We start from the raw sequence: 15,246 nt of genomic DNA, 5'->3' as shown, positions 1-15,246 counted from the left end.
CTTCTTATTTCTTCTTGTTAGCTACAGTCCGACGAGGACCTTTACGCGTACGAGCGTTCGTTTTCGTACGTTGACCACGAACAGGCAGTCCACGACGGTGACGAACACCACGGTAGCAGCCGATCTCGATCAGACGTTTGATGTTGAGCGAAATCTCACGACGCAGGTCGCCTTCTACTTTAACGGACTTGTCAATCGTTTCGCGCAGTTTGCTGACTTCATCTTCAGTCAGATCACGAACACGTGTATTTGCGCTAACGCCAGTCGTTGCAAGAATCTTCTTAGCCGTCGTTTGACCGATACCGAAGATATATTGCAGCGCGATTTCAACGCGTTTGTCACGTGGCAAGTCTACACCAGCAATACGTGCCATATGTCTTGTTTCCCTCCTTTATCTAGCCTTGTTTTTGTTTGTGTTTAGGATTTTCACAAATCACCATAACGTTGCCTTTGCGACGAATGACTTTGCATTTCTCGCAAATCGGCTTAACCGAAGGTCTGACCTTCATTGTGATTACCTCCCGAATCCTTCGGCGCAAGCCCGAAAGGCTTACTTCCGATAGGTAATACGTCCCCGTGATAAATCATATGGCGATAACTGGATGACAACTTTGTCTCCGGTCAAGATCCGGATAAAGTGCATGCGCAGTTTGCCAGATACGTGAGCTAAGATTTGATGCCCGTTCTCTAGCTCAACCTTAAACATTGCGTTAGGTAGCGGTTCGATTACCGTACCTTCGACCTCAATGACGTCTTCCTTGGCCACCGTCATTCTCCTTTCGCTTGCACGAACTTCTGAATCGCGTAGCGCAGCTTGGCATTCGTCACCCGGCCGGTCTCATTCATGCTGTTAACAACTTCGGTGTTGATGACCGACTGCAACTCAAGGTGCGCAATGTTCTTCTTCTTCGGTCGATCGAATCGCTTCTTATCGCCATCAGCGATAAGTACGAAGCGATTATCGACGATGCCGATGACTACCGCATAACCGCCCTCATCCTTGCCACGAAGCACGAATGCGATCTGACCGATCTGCGGTGTAACATCCACGTGCATCAACCCGCCTCAGCATCCGATTTGGTTAATATCTCATAACCATCTTCAGTTACGGCGACTGTATGCTCGAAATGTGCACACCACGAGCCGTCGACCGTGACGACCGTCCAGTTGTCCTCAAGCGTACGTACATAGCGCTCTCCAATGTTGACCATAGGCTCGATACAGAGAACCATACCTGGCTTAAGCCGTGGTCCCCGATCTGGAATCCCATAGTTCGGAATTTGCGGTTCTTCATGAAGCTTAGTGCCGATTCCATGACCGACATACTCACGAACAACCGATAATCCCGCATTCTCAACAACCTTCTGAACGGCATGCGATATCGTGAAGAGTCGAACATCCGGTTTAATCAGTTCAAGTCCAGCATAAAGGGATTGTTCAGTAACATCAAGCAATCGCTGCGCTTCTGCAGAAATTGTACCAACGCCATACGTCCAAGCGGAGTCGCCGTGATACCCCTGATACTGCGCACCGATATCAATGCTAATGATATCACCTTCAGCCAACTTCTGATCTTTATTCGGAATACCATGCACTAACTGATCGTTGACAGAAGTGCATATGCTGGCAGGAAATTGATTGTAACCTTTAAAAGATGGAACGGCGCCCTGACTTCGAATATACGTCTCGGCGATTTGGTCCAGTTCGCTAGTCGTAATGCCGGGCCGAATCGATTGTTTAAGCAGCCGATGAGTATCAGCAACAATCCGCCCTGCTTCCCGCATCAAACGAAGCTCCGCTTCCGACTTGCAAACAATCATTAGCGTGAACCCCGCAGAACAGAAACGATCTCAGCAGTTACAACATCAATATCCTGTTCCCCGTCGACTTCACGAAGCAGCGACTTGCTATCGTAGTACTCAAGCAAAGGTGCTGTTTTCGAGATGTATTCATCCAGACGCGTACCGACTTTTTCTTCGTTATCGTCCGAACGTTGATACAACTCGCCTCCGCATTTATCGCAGATGCCTTCTTGTTTCGGCGGGTTATTCAAGACGTGATAGGTGGATCCGCACGATTTACAGATGCGACGGCCCGTCAAACGAGCAAGCAGCAATCCGCGATCAACTTTCAAATTAATGACGTGATCGAGCGAGCGGCCCATGTCCGCGAGCATACCATCAAGCGCTTCAGCTTGTTGCAGCGTACGCGGGAAACCATCGAGCAAAAAGCCCTTGGAGCAGTCATCTTGCAGCAGGCGGTCCCGAACGATTCCGTTCGTAATCTCATCCGGTACAAGCAAGCCTTGATCAACATACTCTTTAGCTTTCAGACCCATTGGCGTACCTTGCTTCATCGCAAGGCGAAAAGCATCACCGGTAGAAATGTGTGGTACTGCGAACTGATCGACAATGCGTTCAGCTTGCGTTCCCTTGCCGGCTCCTGGAGGTCCCATGAATAGAATGTTCATTCCGTGTTCCTCGCTTTAAGCACAATAGGCCCGTTCGGGTTCCGACACGCACTCTGCATGCCAGGACCCCGATATGAACCTATCCTTATTTATTGATAAACCCTTTGTAGTGGCGTTTGATGAGCTGGCTCTCGATCTGTTTCATCGTGTCAAGTGCGACACCAATAACGATCAGGAGCGACGTACCGCCAAGTCGAACCGACTGCGGCAAATCTGCAGCAGCACCAAATGCTACTGGAAGCAACGAGATCAGTGACAAGAATACCGCACCTGCCAGCGTAAGACGAGTCATAACGCGAGTAATGTACGACGACGTTGGTTTACCAGGACGAATACCTGGGATGTAGCCACCGTTCTTCTTCATCTGATCTGCCATTTGAACCGGGTTGATCTGAACGAAGGTATAGAAGAAAGTAAAGCCGACAATCAGAAGCACGTACAACAGCATACCAAGTGGTTTGTCATAGTACAAGTTCTGAATAATCCATTTCGCCCATTCTTTGTTTGCCCAGAACTGTGCGATCGTAATCGGGAACATGAGCAACGAGATGGCGAAGATAACCGGAATAACGCCTGCACCGTTTACCTTCAGCGGAATGTGTGTCGACTGACCACCGTACATCTTACGGCCAACTACGCGTTTAGCATATTGTACCGGGATTTTACGGATACCTTGTTGAACGAAGATGACACCGACAATTACCGCGATTGCGACAACTACGATAATAATCACCTTCAAGATGTTCCAGAAGAGCATATCGCCAGGGTTCTCGAATTCAGTCGAATAGATATCGCGAATATGACCAGGCAGTGCTGCGATAATACCCGCGAAGATCAGAACCGAGATACCGTTGCCGATACCACGCTCCGTAATTTGCTCACCGAGCCACATCAAGAATGCCGTACCGGCAGTCAAGATGATTGCGATCATTGCATAAGTTGTAAACTTAGGATCAATAACCATCTCGTATGAGTATCTACGGTTAAAGCCGACAGCTGTACCGAAACCTTGGATCAAACCAAGGACTATGGTACCGTAGCGAGTGATTTGCGCCAGTTTCCTTTTGCCATTCTCGCCTTCCTTCGCCCATTCCGTGAATTTCGGAATAACGTCCATCGACAGCAACTGTACGATGATAGAGGAAGTGATGTAGGGCATAATCCCGATCGCGAAGATCGAGAAATGGAATAAGGCGCCACCCGAGAAGGTATTCAACAAGCCGAACAGGTCAGCCCCGGTATCGACTTGTTTGAATACATCTGTGTTAATATTCGGAACCGGGATAAACGAACCGATTCGGTAAACAAGCAAGATGAAAAGCGTAAACAGGATCTTCTTACGAAGGTCTTCCACTCTCCAAATGTTGGACACCGTCTTGAACATTAGATCACCTCGGTTTTACCGCCGGCAGCCTGGATTTTCTCTACCGCAGATTGAGAGAATTTATTAGCTTTTACAGTCAGCTGAACCGTGATTTCGCCGTTACCCAGGACTTTGATACCGGCCTGTGGGTTTTTGACGATTCCTTTCTCCAGAAGAACTTCAGGCGTTACTTCTGTACCTGCTGCAAAGCTATTCAATTCTTCAATGTTAACAACCGCGTATTCTTTGCGGAATGGGTTGTTGAAGCCGCGTTTCGGAAGACGACGGTACAATGGATTTTGACCGCCCTCAAAGCCAGGACGAACGCCACCGCCGGAGCGAGCGTTCTGACCTTTATGACCCCGAGCAGCCGTTTTGCCGTTACCGGAACCGATACCGCGACCGACGCGCTTGCGCTCTTTACGGGAACCTTCTGCAGGTTGGAGCTCATGCAATTTCATCGTTCGTAGCACCTCCTTAATTGGTTTGCCTTGACAAATGCTCGTATTGTTTAGACTTCTTCGACTTTGATCAGGTGGTTAACAGCGTTAACCATACCACGAATTGCCGGAGTGTCGTTCAGGACAACAGATTGGTGAAGCTTGCGCAGACCAAACGATTGTACCGTAGCACGTTGCTTTTCGTTGCGACCGATCAGACTGCGAACAAGTGTAATTTGCAGTTTCGCCATCTTGTTTTCCTCCTTAACCCAGAAGCTCTTGTACGGTTTTACCGCGAAGCTTCGCCACGTCCTCCGCACGTTTCAGGCGCGAAAGGCCTTCAATCGTTGCGTTAACCATGTTCATGGAGTTTGAGGAACCAAGCGATTTCGTCAGAATATCGCCTACGCCTGCCAGTTCGAGTACTGCACGAACTGGGCCGCCTGCGATAACACCGGTACCTTGGGAAGCAGGCTTAAGCAATACTTCGCCAGCACCGAAGTGACCGATTACTTGATGCGGGATCGTTGTTCCCACGAGAGGAACGTGAACCAGATTCTTCTTCGCGTCTTCAATACCTTTGCGAATTGCATCTGGAACTTCGGCAGCTTTACCGATACCAGCGCCTACATAGCCTTTGCCGTCGCCGACAACAACCAGAGCGCTGAAGCTGAACCGACGTCCGCCTTTAACTACTTTGGATACACGGTTGATGTGAACAACCTTCTCTGTCAGTTCTAACGTATTCGGATCTACACGCAAGTCGTTTTACCTCCTTGTTAAAAATTTTAATTAGAATTCAAGACCTGCTTCACGAGCTGCTTCAGCCAGTGCTTGAATTCGTCCATGGTACAAATATCCGCCGCGGTCGAATACGACTTGATCTACGCCTTTTGCTTTCGCACGAGCTGCAATCAATTCGCCGACTTTTTTAGCCGCTTCAACGTTACCGCCGTTACCGATCGATTCTGCAAGCTCTTTATCCATAGTGGAAGCTGCTGCAATCGTTACGCCGTTAACATCGTCGATCAGTTGCGCGTACACATGTTTAGATGAACGGAATACCGACAGACGCGGACGTGCAATCGTACCGTTAATTTTCTTACGAACACGCAGGTGACGTTTCAAACGAGCTTTGTTTTTATCGCCCTTCGTAATCATTCGGAGAACACTCCTTTCCGTTTGCCTTATGAAGCTATCGGGATAAGCCGACTGTTAAGCGACTTATTTTTTCTTACCAACTTTACCCTCTTTACGGAGGATACGTTCGCCTTCGTACTTGATACCTTTACCTTTGTAAGGTTCTGGTTCACGTACTGCACGGATCTTAGCAGCCGTAGCGCCTACGAGCTCTTTGTCGATACCGCGAACGATGATTTTCGTTTGGGACGGCAGTTCGAATTCGATGCCGTTGTCCGGAACGATCTCAACCGGGTGGGAGTAACCTACGCTAAGAACGACTTTATCGCCGCTCTTGTTAGCACGGTAACCTACGCCGACGAGCTCAAGCGTTTTAGCGAAACCTTCTGTTACGCCGCTTACCATGTTGGAAATGACGCTACGCGTCGTTCCGTGCAGGGAGCGGTGAAGTTTGTTGTCGGAAGGACGTTCAACCAAAACCTCGTTTTCAGCAACATTGATCTTCATATCTTTGTGCAGCGAACGGGAAAGGGAGCCCTTAGGACCTTTTACAGTAATGACGCTGTCGTTCAGGCTGATGCTAACACCAGCTGGAACAGCGATTGGTTTGCGACCAATACGGGACATTTGTTACACCTCCAATCGTTGACGATTTATTACCACACGTAGCAGACGACTTCGCCGCCAGCTTTCGATTGACGAGCTTCTTTATCGGTCATAATCCCTTTGGACGTGGAAATGATAGCAATTCCGAGGCCGCCCAGTACGCGAGGGATTTCATTCGATTTCGTATAAACACGAAGACCTGGTTTGCTAATGCGCTTCAGACCCGTGATTACGCGCTCGTTGTTCGCTCCGTATTTCAGGAAAACACGGATGATCCCTTGTTTGTTATCTTCGATATATTCTGCGTCGCGGATGAAGCCCTCGCGTTTCAAAATCTCAGCGATTTGCTTCTTCACTTTCGAAGCAGGCATTTCCACGGTCTCGTGACGAACGACATTCGCGTTGCGGATGCGTGTCAGCATATCTGCGATCGGATCAGACATAACCATTTATGTGAACCTCCTTCCCGAACTAAGACTGATTACCAGCTTGCTTTTTTGACGCCAGGAATCTGGCCTTTATATGCTAATTCACGGAAACAAATCCGGCAAACTTTAAACTTTTGCAAAACGGAGTGCGGACGACCGCAGCGCTCGCAACGTGTGTACGCACGCACTTTGAACTTCGGAGTGCGCTGCTGCTTCACTTTCATCGAAGTTTTTGCCACTTGGTAAACACCTCCCGTGGATTACTTCGTGAACGGCATGCCCAGTTGGGTGAGCAGCTCACGAGATTCTTCGTCCGTTTTGGCCGTCGTTACAATGACGATGTCCATACCGCGAACTTTATCAACTTTATCGTACTCGATCTCTGGGAAGATCACTTGCTCTTTCAGGCCCAGTGTGTAGTTACCGCGTCCGTCGAATGCTTTCGTCGAGATACCGCGGAAGTCACGTACACGTGGAAGCGTAATGTTGAACAGTTTGTCGAGGAAGTAGTACATACGCTCACCGCGCAGCGTTACTTTCGCACCGATTGGCATGTTCTCACGAAGCTTAAAGCCTGCGATCGATTTCTTTGCACGCGTGATTACTGGCTTTTGACCAGAGATCAGTTGCAATTCAGCAACAGCAACGTCCAGTACTTTGGAGTTTGCAGTAGCTTCGCCAACACCCATGTTGATGACGACTTTCTCGATCTTAGGTACTTGCATTACAGTCGTATAGTTGAACTTCTGCATCAGAGCAGGAGTAATTTCGTTAAGATAACGATCTTTCATTCTTGCTGCCATGATTCAATGGACCTCCTTTCCGTTCCGGATCAATTAGTCGATCACTTCGCCGGATCGTTTAGCAACCCGGACTTTTTTGCCGTTGTCGAGCACTTTGTAGCCGATGCGCGTTACTTTACCGCTTTTCGGATCAATGTGCATAACGTTCGATACGTGAATCGGAGCTTCTTGCTCGATGATGCCGCCTTGCGGATTCGCTTGGGACGGACGAGCGTGCTTCTTCACGATATTGACGCCTTCAATCAGTACACGGTTTTCGCGAGGGAAAGCTGCGATTACGCGACCTTTTTTGCCTTTGTCTTTACCGCTGATAACGATGACGTTATCGTCCTTTTTCACATGAAGCTTGTTGTTATGCGATTCAAGAACTTTTTTCAGCCGTGGCATGAGTACACCTCCTGCATGCTTGATCGATCATGCTTATATAGCACCGTGGCGCTGCGCGCCTTACGGGCATTAGATAACTTCTGGTGCGAGCGAGACGATTTTCATGAAGTCTTTGTCGCGAAGCTCACGAGCAACTGGTCCGAAGATACGCGTACCACGTGGGCTCTTGTCTTCCTTCACGATTACCGCTGCGTTCTCGTCGAATGCGATGTACGAACCGTCTTTACGGCGAACCGAACGCTTCGTACGAACGATAACAGCTTTTACTACGTCGCCTTTTTTGACAACGCCGCCTGGTGTTGCTTGTTTGACGGAGCAGATGATCAAATCACCGATTGCGCCAACACGACGACCCGTGCCACCAAGCACACGAATGCACATCAGTTCTTTAGCGCCGGAGTTATCAGCTACAGCCAAACGCGTAAATGGTTGAATCATTTGTACGTCCTCCTTTCGGAAAAATGCACTTTAATCCGAGTCCAGGTTCTTACAAGACAATAGCTTCTTCAACGATCTCTACGAGTCTGAAGCGTTTATCTTTGGAAAGCGGACGAGTCTCCATGATTTTCACGACGTCGCCGATCTTAGCCTGGTTGTTCTCGTCGTGCGCTTTGAATTTTTTCGTGTATTTGATGCGTTTATGGTACAGATCGTGCTTTTTGTATGTTTCAACAGCAACTACGATCGTTTTGTCCATTTTGTCGCTTACCACTTTGCCGATTTGAACTTTGCGGGCATTGCGTTCGCTCATGTTCTTCCTCCTTCCTTAAGCCATTACTGACTTATCCACTGTGTGAATATTAACTGCTGATTCCGAGTTCTCTTTCACGCAGGACGGTTTTGGCACGAGCTATTTCCTTCCGCACATCACGAATGCGAGTCGGATTGTCGAGTTGGCCCGTTGCCAGTTGGAAACGAAGGTTGAAAAGTTCTTCCTTGAAGCCTGCGACTTTTTGTTCAATCTCAGCAGAGGTTAGGTTGCGAAATTCACTAGCTTTCATTTGCTTCACCACCTACTTCTTCGCGTTTCACGAACTTCGTTTTAACCGGGAGTTTGTGGGCTGCGAGGCGCATTGCTTCACGAGCAATTTCCTCAGGAACGCCAGCAAGTTCAAACATGATCTTGCCTGGTTTTACAACCGCTACCCATTTCTCAACGTTACCTTTACCGCTACCCATCCGGACTTCAAGCGGCTTTTGCGTGATTGGTTTGTGAGGGAAGATCTTGATCCACACTTTACCGCCACGTTTGATGTAACGAGTCATCGCGATACGGGCAGCTTCGATTTGGCGGTTCGTAATCCATGAAGGCTCAAGAGCTTGCAGGCCGTATTCGCCGAAAGCGACTTCCGTACCGCCTTTTGCTTTACCTCTCATGTTACCGCGTTGTTGCTTACGGTGCTTGACGCGTTTAGGTACCAACATGTTTAGTTGCCTCCTTCCTGAACAGCTTTCTTCTTAGCAGTTGGAAGGACTTCACCGCGATAGATCCACACTTTTACGCCGATACGGCCATAAGTTGTGTGTGCTTCAGCTGTGCCGTAGTCAATGTCTGCGCGCAGCGTATGAAGTGGAACTGTACCTTCGCTGTAACCTTCCGTACGTGCGATTTCAGCGCCACCGAGGCGACCGCTAACCGACGTTTTGATACCTTTAGCACCCGAACGCATTGTGCGTTGGATTGCTTGTTTCAGTGCACGGCGGAACGAAGTCCGACGCTCAAGCTGTTGTGCAATGCTTTCAGCTACGAGGATAGCGTCCAGATCAGCTTGTTTGATTTCCGTGATGTTAATATGCACTTTTTTGCCGTTCGTGATTTTAGCAAGTTGGTTGCGGAGGTTTTCAACTTCCGAACCGCCTTTACCGATGACCATGCCTGGTTTCGCCGTATTGATCGTTACGTTGACGCGGTTAGCGGCACGCTCGATCTCGATGCGGGAAACGGCTGCGTCTTTCAGTTTGTTTTTCAGGAACTCACGAATTTTGACGTCTTCAATAAGAAGTGCGCCGAAATCTTTACCAGCAAACCATTTGGATTCCCAGTCGCGGATGATCCCGATACGAAGACCGACCGGATTTACCTTTTGACCCACACGTTTTCCCTCCTTATTTCTCGGATACGATCAAAGTGATATGGCTCGTACGTTTATTGATACGGCTTGCGCGGCCTTGTGCGCGCGGGCGGAACCGTTTCAACGTAGGACCTTGGTTCACATATACTTGCTCTACAACCAGCTTGTTAACGTCCAGCTGGAAGTTATGCTCCGCATTAGCAATAGCAGAGTTCAGAAGCTTCTCCACGATTGGGGAAGCGGATCTTGGCGTGTGACGCAAAATCGCGATTGCTTCGCCTACCTTCTTGCCGCGGATCAAGTCAACGACCAGTTGGGCTTTACGAGGTGCAATACGAACGAAATTAACTTGCGCTTTCGCTTGTGCCATGGATGGAACCTCCTCTCATAACGTAGAGTCAGACCGTTAATTAACGGCGACCCGTTTTCTTATCATCGTCGCTATGGCCTTTGTACGTACGCGTCGGTGCGAATTCACCGAATTTGTGTCCGACCATATCCTCCGTGACATATACCGGCACGTGCTTACGACCGTCATAAACAGCCAGCGTGTGACCAATGAATTGCGGGAAAATAGTCGAGCGACGGGACCACGTCTTAATCACGACTTTCTTGTTCGCTGCGTTAAGCTCTTCAACTTTCTTGAGCAGGTAGCCGTCAATAAACGGACCTTTCTTCAAACTGCGACCCATGGATGATCCTCCCTTCACTTAACGTGCGCGTGACGGTCACCCGTCACGCAGATTGTATCAAGCAATCATTACTTCGTACGACGACGAACAATGTATTGGCTCGATGCTTTTTTCTTTTTGCGGGTTTTGAAGCCCAGCGTTGGTTTGCCCCAAGGGGACATTGGCGATTTGCGACCGATTGGAGCGCGACCTTCGCCACCACCGTGTGGGTGATCGTTCGGGTTCATTACTACGCCGCGAACTTCTGGACGCTTGCCGAGCCAACGGGAACGGCCTGCTTTACCGATTTTCACGAGCTCGTGGTCTTCGTTACCTACGGAACCGACCGTAGCGCGGCATTTTTTGAGGATGCGACGCGTTTCGCCGGACGTCAGGCGGATTACCACGTAGTCTTCTTCTTTACCGAGCAGCTGTGCTTCCGTACCCGCTGCACGAACGAGCTGACCACCTTTACCAGGCTTCATCTCGATGTTGTGGATAACTGTACCTACTGGAATGTTCTCCAGCGGCAACGCGTTACCGATTTTGATGTCGGCTTCTGGACCGGACATAACTTGATCGTTAACTTTCAGACCTTTAGGAGCGATGATGTAACGCTTCTCGCCGTCTGCATAGTTGATCAAAGCAATGTTCGACGTACGGTTTGGATCATACTCGATAGTCGCTACGCGACCTACGATACCATCCTTATTCCGTTTGAAGTCGATGATACGGTATTTACGTTTGTGTCCGCCGCCATGGTGACGAACCGTAATTTTACCTTGGTTATTGCGGCCTGCTTTCTTCGAAAGCGGCGCAAGCAACGATTTCTCCGGTTGGCTAGTTGTGATCTCTTCGAAAGTCGAGACGGACATAGCGCGGCGAGCCGGGGATGTCGGTTTATACTTCTTAATCGGCACTTGGTTTCCCTCCTATCTTCAAGTTATACGGACTCGAAGAACTCGAGTTCTTTGCTTTCGGCGCTCAGTTGAACGATCGCCTTTTTCCATTCGGATGTATATCCATTGTGACGGCCATAACGCTTCGGTTTAGCCGGTACGCGCAACGTATTCACGCTGTCGACTTTCACTTTGAAGATCGCTTCGACTGCGCTCTTGATTTCCGTTTTGTTGGCACGGATGTCAACTTCAAAGACATAACGTTTGTTAGCCATGAAGTCACTAGTGCGTTCCGTAATAACCGGGCGCTTGATAATATCGCGTGGGTTCTTCATTACGCAAGCACCTCCTGAACTTTCTCTACGGCTTCTTTCGTGATGATCAGTTGATCATGCTGCAGTACGTCGAGCACGTTAATGCCTTCAGCTGCAACAAACTTCACACCTGGAATGTTACGCGCGGACAATGCAACATTGTCTTCGTAGTTAGCCGTAACTACAAGCGCCTTGCGAGCCACCTTCAGGTTGTTCAGGATAGCTGCGAATTCCTTCGTTTTTGGTGCTGCCAGCGTCAGTTGATCCAGAACAACGATTTCGTTGCCGATCACTTTCGAAGACAGAGCCGATTTGATCGCCAGACGGCGAACTTTTCTTGGAAGCTTGAATGCATAGCTGCGTGGAGTCGGTCCGAATACCGTACCACCGCCAACCCATTGTGGAGCACGAATCGAACCTTGACGAGCACGACCCGTACCTTTTTGTTTCCAAGGTTTACGGCCGCCGCCGCGAACTTCAGAACGTCCTTTAGTCTTATGCGTACCACGACGCTCTGCAGCTTGCTGCAACAGTACCGCGCTGTGCAATACGTGCGCGTTCGGTTGAATACCGAATACGCTATCCGCGAGCTCAACTTCGCCTACTTGCGAGCCGCTCACGTTGTAAAGAGCTACTTTAGGCATAGCTAGTTCCTCCTTTCTTTAGAAACGATTATTTCTTCACCGTCAATTTGACTTTAACAAGTGCATTCTTAGGACCTGGGATCGAACCTTTAACCAGGATTACATTGCGCTCTGCATCAACGCGAATGACTTCGAGGTTTTGGATCGTGATCGTTTCCGAACCCATGTGACCTGGAAGGTGCTTACCTTTTGGTACGCGGTTCGCTTGGATGGAACCCATCGAACCTGGGCCGCGGTGGTAACGGGAACCGTGAGACATAGGACCCGTGCTTTGTCCCCAACGTTTGATCGTACCTTGGAAGCCTTTACCCTTCGAAACGCCCGTTACGTCAACAAATTCGCCTTCCGTAAACAGGTCAGCCTTAACAACTTGGCCAACTTCATATTCGCCGAGGTTGATTCCGCGAATTTCACGAATGTAGCGCTTAGGAGCCGTATTGGCTTTTTTCGCGTGGCCTACTGCTGGTTTCGTTGCATTCTTTTCTTTCTTATCCACAAAACCAAGTTGAACAGCTTCGTAGCCGTCGTTTTCTTGGTCTTTCTTTTGCAGGACGACGTTCGGGCCAGCTTCGATTACCGTTACAGGTACAACGTTACCTTCTGCCGTGAACACTTGCGTCATGCCGAGTTTTTTACCTAAGATACCCTTCATGTTGACACCTCTTTTCCTTTGCTACTCTATTGTTTGGTATTACAGTTTGATTTCGATATCTACACCGGATGGCAGGTCGAGTCGCATCAATGCATCAACCGTTTGCGGCGTTGGGTTTACAATGTCGATAAGACGCTTGTGTGTGCGCATTTCGAATTGCTCCCGGGAATCCTTGTACTTGTGTACCGCGCGGAGAACGGTGATGATTTGCTTTTCCGTAGGAAGCGGAATCGGACCGGAAACACCTGCACCGGAACGTTTTGCTGTTTCTACGATTTTCTCAGCGGATTGGTCAAGAATTCTATGATCGTATGCTTTCAAGCGAATACGAATCTTTTGCTTTGCCATATAAGTCCCTCCTTCTATCGCCCAATTTTTTATCGGACATACTCCGTGAGAAAACCCGCTCACTTGCCCCATGGCAAAGGGGCCGGGTGTGTCGGCAACCTCTCACATCATCGCAACGTCACAGACCAACATGAAATATTATAGCGAATTAGGCGGGCGATTGCAACTAGAAGTTATACATTTAATCGTTACCAATTCCTATGAGTAAATCGGCACCAATTCACCAAACGTCACCAATGCCAATTTACTCTGTTTCCTCACTATTAACCGAGTACGACGCGATCATCAGCCAGCTTACGGCCGCTAATCCGTTCGAACTCACCGAGAAGACGCTCTACGGTCAAATCTTTCTTCTGCTTCGCATCAACGTCTAGAATAATGCGCCCCTTATCCATCATAATAAGACGATTACCCAGCTTGATCGCTTGCTCCATATTGTGCGTAACCATCAGCGTCGTAAGCGACATTTCACGTACCAGCGTTTCCGTAAGCGAAGTAATCAATTCCGCACGCGCTGGGTCAAGCGCAGCCGTATGTTCATCTAGCAACAAAATCTGCGGCTTCGTGAACGTAGACATGAGCAGACTAAGTGCTTGTCGTTCGCCACCTGAGAGCAAGCCTACTTTTGCTTTGAAACGATTCTCGAGACCGATGCCGAGCTTCGCCAACTGTTCCTTGAAGATGGCACGCCTTGCTTTCGTAACGCCGATCTGGAACCCACGAGCTTGTCCACGCTTGTATGCCATCGCCATATTTTCCTCAATCGTCATGTTAGGTGCTGTACCTGCCATGGGATCTTGGAACACACGTCCGATCCAGCGTGCGCGGCGATGCTCGGGCTGCTGTGTAATGACTCGACCATCGATACTTACGTCTCCCGTATCTGGCTTCATAACGCCGGAGATAATATTCATTAGCGTCGACTTGCCCGCGCCGTTACTGCCAATAACAGTGATGAAGTCGCCAGGGTTTAGTTTTAGGTTAATCCCGATCAGCGCGATCTTCTCATCGACCGTACCAGGATTGAACAGTTTGGATACTTTCGAGATTTCAATCATCGCTTATCCCTCCTTGGTCAAATTACGCCCAGCTGTCGTCGACTCGCTTGCTGCCTTAGCAAGAAGCTGCGCCGAACGTTTACGCGCATTTGATTTTTCCTTCATATATTTACGTACGGAAGGGAATACTAGAGCAACAATAACGATGATCGCTGTGATGAGCTTCAAATCAGAAGCTTTAAGCCATTCGACCCGCAGTGCGATTGCTACAATAATACGGTATACGATCGAACCAAGCACAACGGCGAGTGTAGCACGGACAATCGATTTCGCACCAAAAATGGCCTCACCAATAATAACCGACGCAAGACCGATAACGATCATCCCAATACCCATCGAAATATCAGCGAATCCACCTTGCTGTGCAACCATTGCACCAGACAGTGCTACTAAGCCGTTGGACAAGCTAATCCCTACAATTTTTGTATTATCGGTATTAGCCCCAAAGCTTCTAATCATACGTGCATTATCTCCCGTCGCGCGCAGGCTAAGACCTTGATCTGTACGGAAATAAACATCGAGTAGAAGTTTAATGGCAATGACGATGATTGGCATAATGACAAGAACCGATACACCGGTGAAAATTGTTTCCGAGCGAATGAGCGAAATGTTCGGTCTGCCCATAATACGCAAGTTAATAGAATAGAGAGCAATCATCATTAGAATACCGGAGAGTAGTCCATTGATTTTACCCTTTGTATGCAAAATACCTGTCAGTGCACCTGCAGCCAATCCCCCGCCAAACGCCGCCAAAGTGGCCAGCCAAGGCTCAGCTCCATGCGAAATCATTACTGCCGCGATACCCGCGCCAGTTGTAAAGCTTCCGTCTACCGTAAGGTCAGGGAAGTCAAGAATACGAAACGTAATGTAAACCCCTAATGCCATCAACGCGTATAGCAGCCCGAGCTCTACTGCGCCTCCAAACCAGCCGTGCATTGCATTCCCTCCATT

General features: G+C 48.9%; 30 protein-coding genes. All 30 read right to left on the bottom strand.

From position 1 onward, the window contains the following. Nucleotides 1-4: 4 nt before the first annotated feature. Nucleotides 5-373, bottom strand: a complete 369-nt coding sequence (gene rpsM, locus DFQ01_RS26125; RefSeq protein ID WP_110046885.1) for a 30S ribosomal protein S13 — start codon at nt 371-373, stop codon at nt 5-7. A 22-nt stretch (nt 374-395) separates the two neighbouring features. Further along, on the bottom strand, nt 396-509 hold the full coding sequence (gene rpmJ, locus DFQ01_RS26120) for a 50S ribosomal protein L36 (RefSeq protein WP_003333770.1): 114 nt from the start codon (nt 507-509) through the stop codon (nt 396-398). Between the two features lie 41 nt (nt 510-550). Next, nucleotides 551-766 (bottom strand): translation initiation factor IF-1, encoded by a 216-nt coding sequence (gene infA, locus DFQ01_RS26115; protein ID WP_015847200.1) that lies wholly within the window; start codon nt 764-766, stop codon nt 551-553. A gap of 2 nt (nt 767-768) precedes the next feature. After that, a complete protein-coding gene (locus DFQ01_RS26110) occupies nt 769-1,056 on the bottom strand; it encodes a KOW domain-containing RNA-binding protein (RefSeq protein WP_174812944.1) in 288 nt (95 codons plus the stop codon). After that, nucleotides 1,056-1,820: a type I methionyl aminopeptidase gene (gene map, locus DFQ01_RS26105; RefSeq protein WP_110046883.1), complete on the bottom strand. Its 765-nt coding sequence runs from the start codon at nt 1,818-1,820 to the stop codon at nt 1,056-1,058. Before map ends, DFQ01_RS26110 begins: the two co-directional genes overlap by 1 nt. Continuing rightward, nucleotides 1,820-2,470, bottom strand: coding sequence for an adenylate kinase (locus DFQ01_RS26100; protein ID WP_110046882.1), 651 nt, complete (start codon nt 2,468-2,470; stop codon nt 1,820-1,822). The genes map and DFQ01_RS26100 overlap by 1 nt, the downstream gene beginning before the upstream one ends. Nucleotides 2,471-2,555: 85 nt before the next feature. Beyond that, entirely contained in the window at nt 2,556-3,854 is a 1,299-nt protein-coding gene (secY, locus tag DFQ01_RS26095) for a preprotein translocase subunit SecY (protein ID WP_110046881.1), read from the bottom strand. Beyond that, a complete protein-coding gene (gene rplO / locus DFQ01_RS26090; protein ID WP_110046880.1) occupies nt 3,854-4,294 on the bottom strand; it encodes a 50S ribosomal protein L15 in 441 nt (146 codons plus the stop codon). Before rplO ends, secY begins: the two co-directional genes overlap by 1 nt. 50 nt (nt 4,295-4,344) lie before the next feature. Next, the gene (rpmD, locus tag DFQ01_RS26085) at nt 4,345-4,524 is read right to left on the bottom strand and encodes a 50S ribosomal protein L30 (protein ID WP_110046879.1); all 180 of its coding nucleotides are present in this window, start codon (nt 4,522-4,524) and stop codon (nt 4,345-4,347) included. A gap of 13 nt (nt 4,525-4,537) precedes the next feature. Further along, nucleotides 4,538-5,035: a 30S ribosomal protein S5 gene (gene rpsE / locus DFQ01_RS26080; protein WP_110046878.1), complete on the bottom strand. Its 498-nt coding sequence runs from the start codon at nt 5,033-5,035 to the stop codon at nt 4,538-4,540. A 30-nt stretch (nt 5,036-5,065) separates the two neighbouring features. Then, entirely contained in the window at nt 5,066-5,434 is a 369-nt protein-coding gene (gene rplR / locus DFQ01_RS26075) for a 50S ribosomal protein L18 (protein WP_110046877.1), read from the bottom strand. Between the two features lie 63 nt (nt 5,435-5,497). Next, nucleotides 5,498-6,040, bottom strand: a complete 543-nt coding sequence (rplF, locus tag DFQ01_RS26070; RefSeq protein WP_110046876.1) for a 50S ribosomal protein L6 — start codon at nt 6,038-6,040, stop codon at nt 5,498-5,500. 29 nt (nt 6,041-6,069) lie between these two features. After that, the gene (rpsH, locus tag DFQ01_RS26065; RefSeq protein ID WP_110046875.1) at nt 6,070-6,468 is read right to left on the bottom strand and encodes a 30S ribosomal protein S8; all 399 of its coding nucleotides are present in this window, start codon (nt 6,466-6,468) and stop codon (nt 6,070-6,072) included. 32 nt (nt 6,469-6,500) lie between these two features. After that, nucleotides 6,501-6,686, bottom strand: a complete 186-nt coding sequence (locus tag DFQ01_RS26060) for a type Z 30S ribosomal protein S14 (protein ID WP_006037933.1) — start codon at nt 6,684-6,686, stop codon at nt 6,501-6,503. A gap of 21 nt (nt 6,687-6,707) precedes the next feature. After that, on the bottom strand, nt 6,708-7,250 hold the full coding sequence (gene rplE, locus DFQ01_RS26055; RefSeq protein ID WP_110046874.1) for a 50S ribosomal protein L5: 543 nt from the start codon (nt 7,248-7,250) through the stop codon (nt 6,708-6,710). A 33-nt stretch (nt 7,251-7,283) separates the two neighbouring features. Beyond that, the gene (rplX, locus tag DFQ01_RS26050; protein WP_110046873.1) at nt 7,284-7,637 is read right to left on the bottom strand and encodes a 50S ribosomal protein L24; all 354 of its coding nucleotides are present in this window, start codon (nt 7,635-7,637) and stop codon (nt 7,284-7,286) included. A gap of 69 nt (nt 7,638-7,706) precedes the next feature. After that, the gene (gene rplN, locus DFQ01_RS26045) at nt 7,707-8,075 is read right to left on the bottom strand and encodes a 50S ribosomal protein L14 (protein ID WP_110046872.1); all 369 of its coding nucleotides are present in this window, start codon (nt 8,073-8,075) and stop codon (nt 7,707-7,709) included. A gap of 49 nt (nt 8,076-8,124) precedes the next feature. Further along, nucleotides 8,125-8,388 carry a 30S ribosomal protein S17 gene (gene rpsQ, locus DFQ01_RS26040; protein WP_110046871.1) on the bottom strand — a complete coding sequence of 88 codons (264 nt, stop codon included), beginning with the start codon at nt 8,386-8,388 and terminating at the stop codon, nt 8,125-8,127. A gap of 49 nt (nt 8,389-8,437) precedes the next feature. Then, the gene (gene rpmC, locus DFQ01_RS26035) at nt 8,438-8,638 is read right to left on the bottom strand and encodes a 50S ribosomal protein L29 (protein ID WP_006037938.1); all 201 of its coding nucleotides are present in this window, start codon (nt 8,636-8,638) and stop codon (nt 8,438-8,440) included. Next, nucleotides 8,628-9,062: a 50S ribosomal protein L16 gene (rplP, locus tag DFQ01_RS26030; RefSeq protein WP_110046870.1), complete on the bottom strand. Its 435-nt coding sequence runs from the start codon at nt 9,060-9,062 to the stop codon at nt 8,628-8,630. The genes rpmC and rplP overlap by 11 nt, the downstream gene beginning before the upstream one ends. Before the next feature lie 2 nt (nt 9,063-9,064). Then, nucleotides 9,065-9,730: a 30S ribosomal protein S3 gene (gene rpsC / locus DFQ01_RS26025; protein ID WP_110046869.1), complete on the bottom strand. Its 666-nt coding sequence runs from the start codon at nt 9,728-9,730 to the stop codon at nt 9,065-9,067. A 13-nt stretch (nt 9,731-9,743) separates the two neighbouring features. Further along, nucleotides 9,744-10,079: a 50S ribosomal protein L22 gene (gene rplV, locus DFQ01_RS26020; RefSeq protein ID WP_110046868.1), complete on the bottom strand. Its 336-nt coding sequence runs from the start codon at nt 10,077-10,079 to the stop codon at nt 9,744-9,746. A 40-nt stretch (nt 10,080-10,119) separates the two neighbouring features. Further along, entirely contained in the window at nt 10,120-10,401 is a 282-nt protein-coding gene (gene rpsS, locus DFQ01_RS26015; protein ID WP_110046867.1) for a 30S ribosomal protein S19, read from the bottom strand. Nucleotides 10,402-10,469: 68 nt separating this feature from the next. Next, nucleotides 10,470-11,300: a 50S ribosomal protein L2 gene (rplB, locus tag DFQ01_RS26010; RefSeq protein WP_110046866.1), complete on the bottom strand. Its 831-nt coding sequence runs from the start codon at nt 11,298-11,300 to the stop codon at nt 10,470-10,472. Between the two features lie 23 nt (nt 11,301-11,323). Then, a complete protein-coding gene (gene rplW, locus DFQ01_RS26005) occupies nt 11,324-11,614 on the bottom strand; it encodes a 50S ribosomal protein L23 (protein WP_110046865.1) in 291 nt (96 codons plus the stop codon). After that, nucleotides 11,614-12,237: a 50S ribosomal protein L4 gene (gene rplD, locus DFQ01_RS26000; RefSeq protein ID WP_110046864.1), complete on the bottom strand. Its 624-nt coding sequence runs from the start codon at nt 12,235-12,237 to the stop codon at nt 11,614-11,616. The genes rplW and rplD overlap by 1 nt, the downstream gene beginning before the upstream one ends. 28 nt (nt 12,238-12,265) lie before the next feature. Continuing rightward, entirely contained in the window at nt 12,266-12,889 is a 624-nt protein-coding gene (gene rplC / locus DFQ01_RS25995) for a 50S ribosomal protein L3 (RefSeq protein WP_110046863.1), read from the bottom strand. A 39-nt stretch (nt 12,890-12,928) separates the two neighbouring features. Next, nucleotides 12,929-13,237, bottom strand: coding sequence for a 30S ribosomal protein S10 (gene rpsJ / locus DFQ01_RS25990; RefSeq protein WP_006037947.1), 309 nt, complete (start codon nt 13,235-13,237; stop codon nt 12,929-12,931). Nucleotides 13,238-13,500: 263 nt separating this feature from the next. Next, nucleotides 13,501-14,295, bottom strand: coding sequence for an ABC transporter ATP-binding protein (locus DFQ01_RS25985; RefSeq protein WP_110046862.1), 795 nt, complete (start codon nt 14,293-14,295; stop codon nt 13,501-13,503). Nucleotides 14,296-14,298: 3 nt separating this feature from the next. After that, a complete protein-coding gene (locus tag DFQ01_RS25980) occupies nt 14,299-15,231 on the bottom strand; it encodes an ABC transporter permease (protein WP_110046861.1) in 933 nt (310 codons plus the stop codon). Between the last annotated feature and the right edge of the window lie 15 nt (nt 15,232-15,246).

Source organism: Paenibacillus cellulosilyticus (assembly GCF_003182255.1).
In the GTDB taxonomy this organism is placed as follows: Bacteria; Bacillota; Bacilli; order Paenibacillales; family Paenibacillaceae; genus Paenibacillus_T; species Paenibacillus_T cellulosilyticus.
This window is presented reverse-complemented; position numbering and strand designations above follow the sequence as displayed.

Coding starts and splice junctions, on each gene's coding strand:
- rpmC (WP_006037938.1), bottom strand. CDS start 8,638: ATGAAAGCTAGTGAATTTCGCAACCTAACCTCTGCTGAGATTGAACAA.
- rplD (WP_110046864.1), bottom strand. CDS start 12,237: ATGCCTAAAGTAGCTCTTTACAACGTGAGCGGCTCGCAAGTAGGCGAA.
- rpmJ (WP_003333770.1), bottom strand. CDS start 509: ATGAAGGTCAGACCTTCGGTTAAGCCGATTTGCGAGAAATGCAAAGTC.
- DFQ01_RS25985 (WP_110046862.1), bottom strand. CDS start 14,295: ATGATTGAAATCTCGAAAGTATCCAAACTGTTCAATCCTGGTACGGTC.
- DFQ01_RS25980 (WP_110046861.1), bottom strand. CDS start 15,231: ATGCACGGCTGGTTTGGAGGCGCAGTAGAGCTCGGGCTGCTATACGCG.
- rplF (WP_110046876.1), bottom strand. CDS start 6,040: ATGTCCCGTATTGGTCGCAAACCAATCGCTGTTCCAGCTGGTGTTAGC.
- rpsJ (WP_006037947.1), bottom strand. CDS start 13,237: ATGGCAAAGCAAAAGATTCGTATTCGCTTGAAAGCATACGATCATAGA.
- DFQ01_RS26110 (WP_174812944.1), bottom strand. CDS start 1,056: ATGCACGTGGATGTTACACCGCAGATCGGTCAGATCGCATTCGTGCTT.
- rplV (WP_110046868.1), bottom strand. CDS start 10,079: ATGGCACAAGCGAAAGCGCAAGTTAATTTCGTTCGTATTGCACCTCGT.
- rpsS (WP_110046867.1), bottom strand. CDS start 10,401: ATGGGTCGCAGTTTGAAGAAAGGTCCGTTTATTGACGGCTACCTGCTC.
- secY (WP_110046881.1), bottom strand. CDS start 3,854: ATGTTCAAGACGGTGTCCAACATTTGGAGAGTGGAAGACCTTCGTAAG.
- rplX (WP_110046873.1), bottom strand. CDS start 7,637: ATGCCACGGCTGAAAAAAGTTCTTGAATCGCATAACAACAAGCTTCAT.
- DFQ01_RS26100 (WP_110046882.1), bottom strand. CDS start 2,470: ATGAACATTCTATTCATGGGACCTCCAGGAGCCGGCAAGGGAACGCAA.
- rplC (WP_110046863.1), bottom strand. CDS start 12,889: ATGAAGGGTATCTTAGGTAAAAAACTCGGCATGACGCAAGTGTTCACG.
- map (WP_110046883.1), bottom strand. CDS start 1,820: ATGATTGTTTGCAAGTCGGAAGCGGAGCTTCGTTTGATGCGGGAAGCA.
- rpsM (WP_110046885.1), bottom strand. CDS start 373: ATGGCACGTATTGCTGGTGTAGACTTGCCACGTGACAAACGCGTTGAA.
- rplO (WP_110046880.1), bottom strand. CDS start 4,294: ATGAAATTGCATGAGCTCCAACCTGCAGAAGGTTCCCGTAAAGAGCGC.
- rplN (WP_110046872.1), bottom strand. CDS start 8,075: ATGATTCAACCATTTACGCGTTTGGCTGTAGCTGATAACTCCGGCGCT.
- rplE (WP_110046874.1), bottom strand. CDS start 7,250: ATGGCAGCAAGAATGAAAGATCGTTATCTTAACGAAATTACTCCTGCT.
- rplR (WP_110046877.1), bottom strand. CDS start 5,434: ATGATTACGAAGGGCGATAAAAACAAAGCTCGTTTGAAACGTCACCTG.
- rplP (WP_110046870.1), bottom strand. CDS start 9,062: ATGTTGGTACCTAAACGCGTCAAGCACCGTAAGCAACAACGCGGTAAC.
- rplW (WP_110046865.1), bottom strand. CDS start 11,614: ATGAAGAACCCACGCGATATTATCAAGCGCCCGGTTATTACGGAACGC.
- rpsH (WP_110046875.1), bottom strand. CDS start 6,468: ATGGTTATGTCTGATCCGATCGCAGATATGCTGACACGCATCCGCAAC.
- rpmD (WP_110046879.1), bottom strand. CDS start 4,524: ATGGCGAAACTGCAAATTACACTTGTTCGCAGTCTGATCGGTCGCAAC.
- rpsQ (WP_110046871.1), bottom strand. CDS start 8,388: ATGAGCGAACGCAATGCCCGCAAAGTTCAAATCGGCAAAGTGGTAAGC.